The organism is Egibacteraceae bacterium (genome assembly GCA_040905805.1).
Taxonomy (GTDB): Bacteria; Actinomycetota; Nitriliruptoria; order Euzebyales; family Egibacteraceae; genus DATLGH01.
Genome location: JBBDQS010000099.1, coordinates 1 through 4705, shown reverse-complemented (window position 1 = coordinate 4705; position 4705 = coordinate 1). Strand labels below are relative to the sequence as shown.

Annotated in this window: 6 protein-coding genes; 5 read left to right on the top strand and 1 reads right to left on the bottom strand. The window is 72.2% G+C overall.

Annotated features, from left to right (window positions below):
- Positions 1 to 264: 264 nt before the first annotated feature.
- The gene (locus tag WD250_11190) at positions 265 to 1530 is read left to right on the top strand and encodes a nucleotide sugar dehydrogenase (GenBank protein ID MEX2620771.1); all 1266 of its coding nucleotides are present in this window, start codon (positions 265 to 267) and stop codon (positions 1528 to 1530) included.
- Between the two features lie 85 nt (positions 1531 to 1615).
- Positions 1616 to 1885: a hypothetical protein gene (locus WD250_11185; GenBank protein MEX2620770.1), complete on the top strand. Its 270-nt coding sequence runs from the start codon at positions 1616 to 1618 to the stop codon at positions 1883 to 1885.
- Here WD250_11185 and WD250_11180 read toward each other — a convergent pair.
- A complete protein-coding gene (locus tag WD250_11180; protein ID MEX2620769.1) occupies positions 1882 to 2154 on the bottom strand; it encodes a hypothetical protein in 273 nt (90 codons plus the stop codon). The two genes, WD250_11185 and WD250_11180, sit on opposite strands and share 4 nt — an antisense overlap.
- A gap of 586 nt (positions 2155 to 2740) precedes the next feature.
- On the opposite strand from WD250_11180, the gene WD250_11175 reads away from it, so the two are divergent.
- From WD250_11175 to WD250_11165, 3 genes are all read left to right on the top strand, one after another.
- Positions 2741 to 3172: a hypothetical protein gene (locus WD250_11175; protein MEX2620768.1), complete on the top strand. Its 432-nt coding sequence runs from the start codon at positions 2741 to 2743 to the stop codon at positions 3170 to 3172.
- A gap of 24 nt (positions 3173 to 3196) precedes the next feature.
- Positions 3197 to 3568, top strand: coding sequence for a hypothetical protein (locus tag WD250_11170; GenBank protein ID MEX2620767.1), 372 nt, complete (start codon positions 3197 to 3199; stop codon positions 3566 to 3568).
- Positions 3569 to 3951: 383 nt separating this feature from the next.
- Positions 3952 to 4173, top strand: a complete 222-nt coding sequence (locus WD250_11165; protein ID MEX2620766.1) for a type II toxin-antitoxin system CcdA family antitoxin — start codon at positions 3952 to 3954, stop codon at positions 4171 to 4173.
- Positions 4174 to 4705 lie beyond the last annotated feature (532 nt).

The following is a 4705-nucleotide window of genomic DNA, read 5'->3' as shown; positions in this document are numbered from 1 at the left end:
CGAGGCAACACTCCACGTGCCGCCCCCAGGCGCCAGGCATTTTGCGACAGCCTGCATTCAGGTTGATAGGTTCCGCCCTCGTTATACCGGGTGCCTACAATACCCGTCAGCTACCGACAGATCTGGCGCACACCCTCCACCCACCCACCCGCCCTTGCACGCAGCGACCCGGCCTTGGATACTTGTGCCTCGGTCCACGTAACGCATCACAGGGCCAGGCGTCCCAGCCTGGGGGAGTCCATCGTGCACAATGGTTCGAGCGGAATGTCACGCCGCGCGCATGACCTGGTGGTCGTCGGGCTCGGCTACGTCGGGTTGTCGCTGGTGCAAGCCGCTGTCCATGCGGGGCTGGCGGTCGCCGGCTTGGACACCGACACCGAGAAGGTCGCCGCGCTGAATTCCGGTCGGTCCTACGTCGATGACCTGTCCGACGATGAGGTCGCGGCGCTGGGCGCTGCTGGCTTCCGCGCCACCACCGATCCCGCGGTGCTGGGCCAGGCCGCCTGCATCGTCATCTGCGTGCCCACCCCACTCAACGTCGACGACGGCGCGCCGGACCTGGCTGCCGTGCGCGCCGCCGCCGGCGCGGTGGCCGAGCGCCTGCGCCCCGACGTGACCGTGGTGCTGGAGTCCACCAGCTACCCGGGCACCACCGAGGAGGTGCTCGTGCCCCTGCTCGAGGCCGGGTCGGGGCTGCGCGCCGGGGTGGACTTCCACGTCGCCTACTCACCCGAGCGCATCGACCCGGGTAACCCCGTGTACGGGCTGGCCAACACCCCCAAGGTCGTCGGCGGGCTGACCCCGGCCTGTACCGACGCCGCCGAAACGCTGTACGCCAAGTTCGTCGGCCAGGTCGTGCGCGTCAAGGGCACCCGCGAGGCCGAGATGGCCAAGCTGCTGGAGAACACCTACCGCCACGTCAACATCGCGCTGGTCAACGAGATGCTGGTGTTCAGCGACGAGCTCGGCATCGACCTGTGGGACGCCATCGACGCCGCCGCCACCAAACCGTTCGGGTTCCAGGCGTTCTACCCCGGCCCGGGTGTGGGCGGGCACTGCATCCCCATCGATCCCAACTACCTGTCTTACAAGGTCAAGTCGCTGGGCTACCCCTTCCGGTTCGTGGAGCTGGCCCAGGAGATCAACGCCCGCATGCCCGCCTACGTCGTGCTGCGGGCCGCCGGCCTGCTGAACGAGCACCGCAAGGCGATCAACGGCTCACGTGTCCTGCTGCTCGGCGTGACCTACAAGGCCGACATCGCCGACGAGCGCGAGTCACCCGCCCGACCGCTCGCCCGGCGCCTGCTCGACCTGGGCGCCGAGTTGTCCTACCACGACCCCCACGTCGACCAGTGGTCGGTCAACGGCTGGCAGGGCACGTGCGTCGACCTGGCCACCACGCTGCCCGACACCGACCTGGTGATCCTGCTGCAGAACCACCGCTGTTACGACACCGCCGACCTCGCCGGCGCCCCCGCGATCTTGGACACCCGGGGACGTCTCACCGGCCCCAACGTCCACCGGTTGTAGCCCCCGCAGCCAGCGACGCCGTCGCGGGCTGCTTCACTGCGGTGGACATCGGCCTGCATGCCCGAAGGTCGTACGGTCCGCAGGTGTGCACACGGCGATCCGTCGCCAAAGGCCGCCCTTGCCCGGGGCCTGCGGGCCGGCGGCGGGGACCGGGTCGGCCGGGCTCGTCTGGGCGCTGCTGCCCGCCGACGAGCGTGCCCTCGCCGAGCAGTGGGCCACCACCCGCCGGGGCCAGGACCGCGTGGAGGCGGTCCGCGGGCGCCACGTCACCCTGTCCGACCGCACCGACGGGGCCGGGCTGCGTCAGGGGGTCGACACCAGCAGCGCGGCCCGTCTTGACCGCCTGCGGGGCTAGTCGCCGCGGGGCTCGGTGGGGCGGTGGACGATCTCGATGTCGTCGCCGGCCGGCGCACGTTGCCCTCGCCGGCGGCGGCAGGCCAGCGGCTGGACGGACTCCCACCCGTGCCGATCAAGCCGTCCGCCGAGGTGGCCGCCCGCCGGGATGTCCACGACGCGCTGCACGCCGCCGTCGGCGCGCAGCTGTGGGCCTGCGAGCCCACGGGGATATGGCCGACCATGCGGGGGCTCACCGACCTCGGCTACGCCCGCCACGAGGTGTCGCACATGCTCGCCTCGGCGTTCGCCGGCGAACTGTGGCACGCCCGAAGCGAAGAGCGGGACTTCAACACCGGCCGCTACGGCGCGCTGCTCGACCAGCGGCCCGACACCAGGAGGAGGTCCAGCACGAGCGACAGCTATGTCCGTCCGGCCGGGTCAATCCACGGGTCGCCGCGACCAGGCCGAGGGGGTTTGCCGGCGCCTTGCCGCGGTCACCTGACCGGGTCGTTGCCGCGATGTGCTGTAGTGCACCGCCACCCGCGACCACCTCGACGTCGTCGCGCTCGCCGGCCGGGCCAGCGAGCAGGCTGCCGCGCAGACACTGCTCGAGCTCGACCGCTTCTACGCCTGGTCGCCGAAACGGCGGAGTGGAGGCAGCACCGCCACCTGGACGTGGCTGCGCAGGCCGGCGACGAACCCGGCTGCTGAACGCCGGGTCTCCTGGGCACGAGGTCTGATCCCGCACTCGCTGCGGCTCGTCAGGCTGACGACCGCTCGTCCACAGGCCTTCCCGTCGATTGCTGCGGGCGCGCCCAGCGGGTGCGACGCTGCGGGTGGGTCGCCGTTGCCCGATGCTTCCGGAGCCAGGACAATGGCGCGTGACGAGCGTGCCCGCCACGAGCTGTGCACGCGGCTGGAGGAGACCCTGGGTTCGGTGCCTGCCGAGACGTTGATCGGCTACCTGCCGCCGGTGGGGTGGGCCGACGTGGCCACCAAGCATGACCTGCACCAGCTCGAGGAACGCCTCGACTTCCGCATCGACGCGCTGGGGGAACGCGTCGGCCAGCTCGAGGAGCGCCTCGACGCGCGCATCGACGCGCTGGCGGAACGCCTCGACGCCCGCATCGACGCGCTGGACGAGCGGTTCGGGGCCCGTCTGGAGACGCTGGAGCACCGGGTGATGGCCCGGATGGACCAGCAGCTGGCGGCGCAGGCGCGGGCGATGGCGCTGCAGACCTGGGCGATCCTGGGCACGGTGCTGGTCGCGCTGGCCGGGGCGATCGCCACGGCCGCGTTCCTGTGACCTGCCGTCTCAACGATGCTCCGCATGCGCTCGCCAGCGGAGGGGTCCCTGCCCGACGAGGTCGTGCGCGTGCTGGCGCGCCGTGGCCCGCTGTCGTCTGAGGAGCTCGGCGAGGCGCTCGGCAGCGACCCCGACGACAGCGCGTGGGACGACGAGCTGCACGCACCGGTCGACGCGGTGGACCGGATCGTGGAGCTCGGCGACGAGCGTTTCGCCGACGTCGTGACCCTGCTGGGCGCCACCACCGTGACCCACCGCGTCACCGCCGCCGAGGCTGCGGGGGGCTACGTCGAGCTCGGCTGCGACCTGCAGCCGCTGGTGACTCCCGCCGAGCTGGTCGAGGCAGGTCGTCGGGCGCGGCGCCGGTCAGCGCACCGATGGGCTGGAACTCGCTGATATCCACCCGGCCACCGTCCACCGTGAGGATCCCAAACGCGCCGATCAGCCCGCCGGTGCCGCGCAGCTCCGCGGGGTTCTGCGCGCCCAGGAAATTGCGGCGCAGCCCGTCTCCGCCCAGGAACGCCGGCAGCTGCTCGGCCAGCGCCGCCGCCGGCGTCAGCGACCTGCGCGCCCGCCGCCGCCAGCCGGCGGCTGGCCACGATGTTGGTGCGCACCCCCGGCACCCACGCGACCGCCCGCACGGGCAGAGGCGGCGAGGCGCTCACCACCCGCCTCGAACCCGGAGGCGGCCCGCTCGAACGCCGCCGCAGCAGCCTCGGGGTCGGCGTCGGCCAGCGCGGGGGTTCACCTTGCCACCACCTTGGGGGTGCAGTGGGGGTATGCCCAAGGTGAGCGTGTACCTGCCCGACGAGCTGTACCGTCAGGCGCGCGAGCACGACCTGCCCCTGTCGGCCCTCGCCCAGGAGGCCATCGAGCGGGCGTTGCGCCGTTGCGCCCTCAACGCGTGGATCGCTCATGAGCGCAGCCGGGCCCCGCGCACCACACGCGCCGTGGACACCCCACGCCTCATCGCGGAGGTCCGCGAGGAGTTCGGCGCCTGATCGTGCTCGACTCCTCGGCCCTGGTGGACGTGCTGGTCGATCAGGCCCATGCCGGCTGGCTGCTCGACCAGCTGGCGTCAGGCGAGGTGCTGGCTCCCAACCATCAGCCCGCAGAGGTCGGGTCAGCCGTCGCCAGACTGCAACGGGCAGGCGCACTCACCGCCGACACGCAACGCGACGCGCTCACCGCCGCCATGGCCTTGCCCCAGCAGCTGGTCCCAGCGCCGCGCAGGTACAGCGAGCGTTCGGCCTGCGAGACCGCATCCGGGTGCTCGCCGGCCTGTACGTGGCGCTGGCAGAGGAGCGTGGCGTGGTCGAGACGTGACCGTCTTCGTCGATCTTGAACAAGGCCCCCTTCAGCGAAGCCGGGGTTCAGGCCCAGTACCAGTCATCGAACGCAAGCCGGTCGACGGCCCGGCGCCGGACGGGGCGCTGACGAGCTCGATGCTGGGCTGGTCCGCGGCCCATTCGAGCAGTGGGCGGTTGAGGAAGTCGGCGATGCGCCGGCCCAGGCCGCGGGTGGGGGGGACGG

Excerpts from the sequence above, each read along its gene's own strand:
- WD250_11190 (MEX2620771.1), top strand. The coding sequence starts at position 265 with ATGTCACGCCGCGCGCATGACCTGGTGGTCGTCGGGCTCGGCTACGTC.
- WD250_11175 (MEX2620768.1), top strand. The coding sequence starts at position 2,741 with ATGGCGCGTGACGAGCGTGCCCGCCACGAGCTGTGCACGCGGCTGGAG.
- WD250_11170 (MEX2620767.1), top strand. The coding sequence starts at position 3,197 with ATGCGCTCGCCAGCGGAGGGGTCCCTGCCCGACGAGGTCGTGCGCGTG.
- WD250_11165 (MEX2620766.1), top strand. The coding sequence starts at position 3,952 with ATGCCCAAGGTGAGCGTGTACCTGCCCGACGAGCTGTACCGTCAGGCG.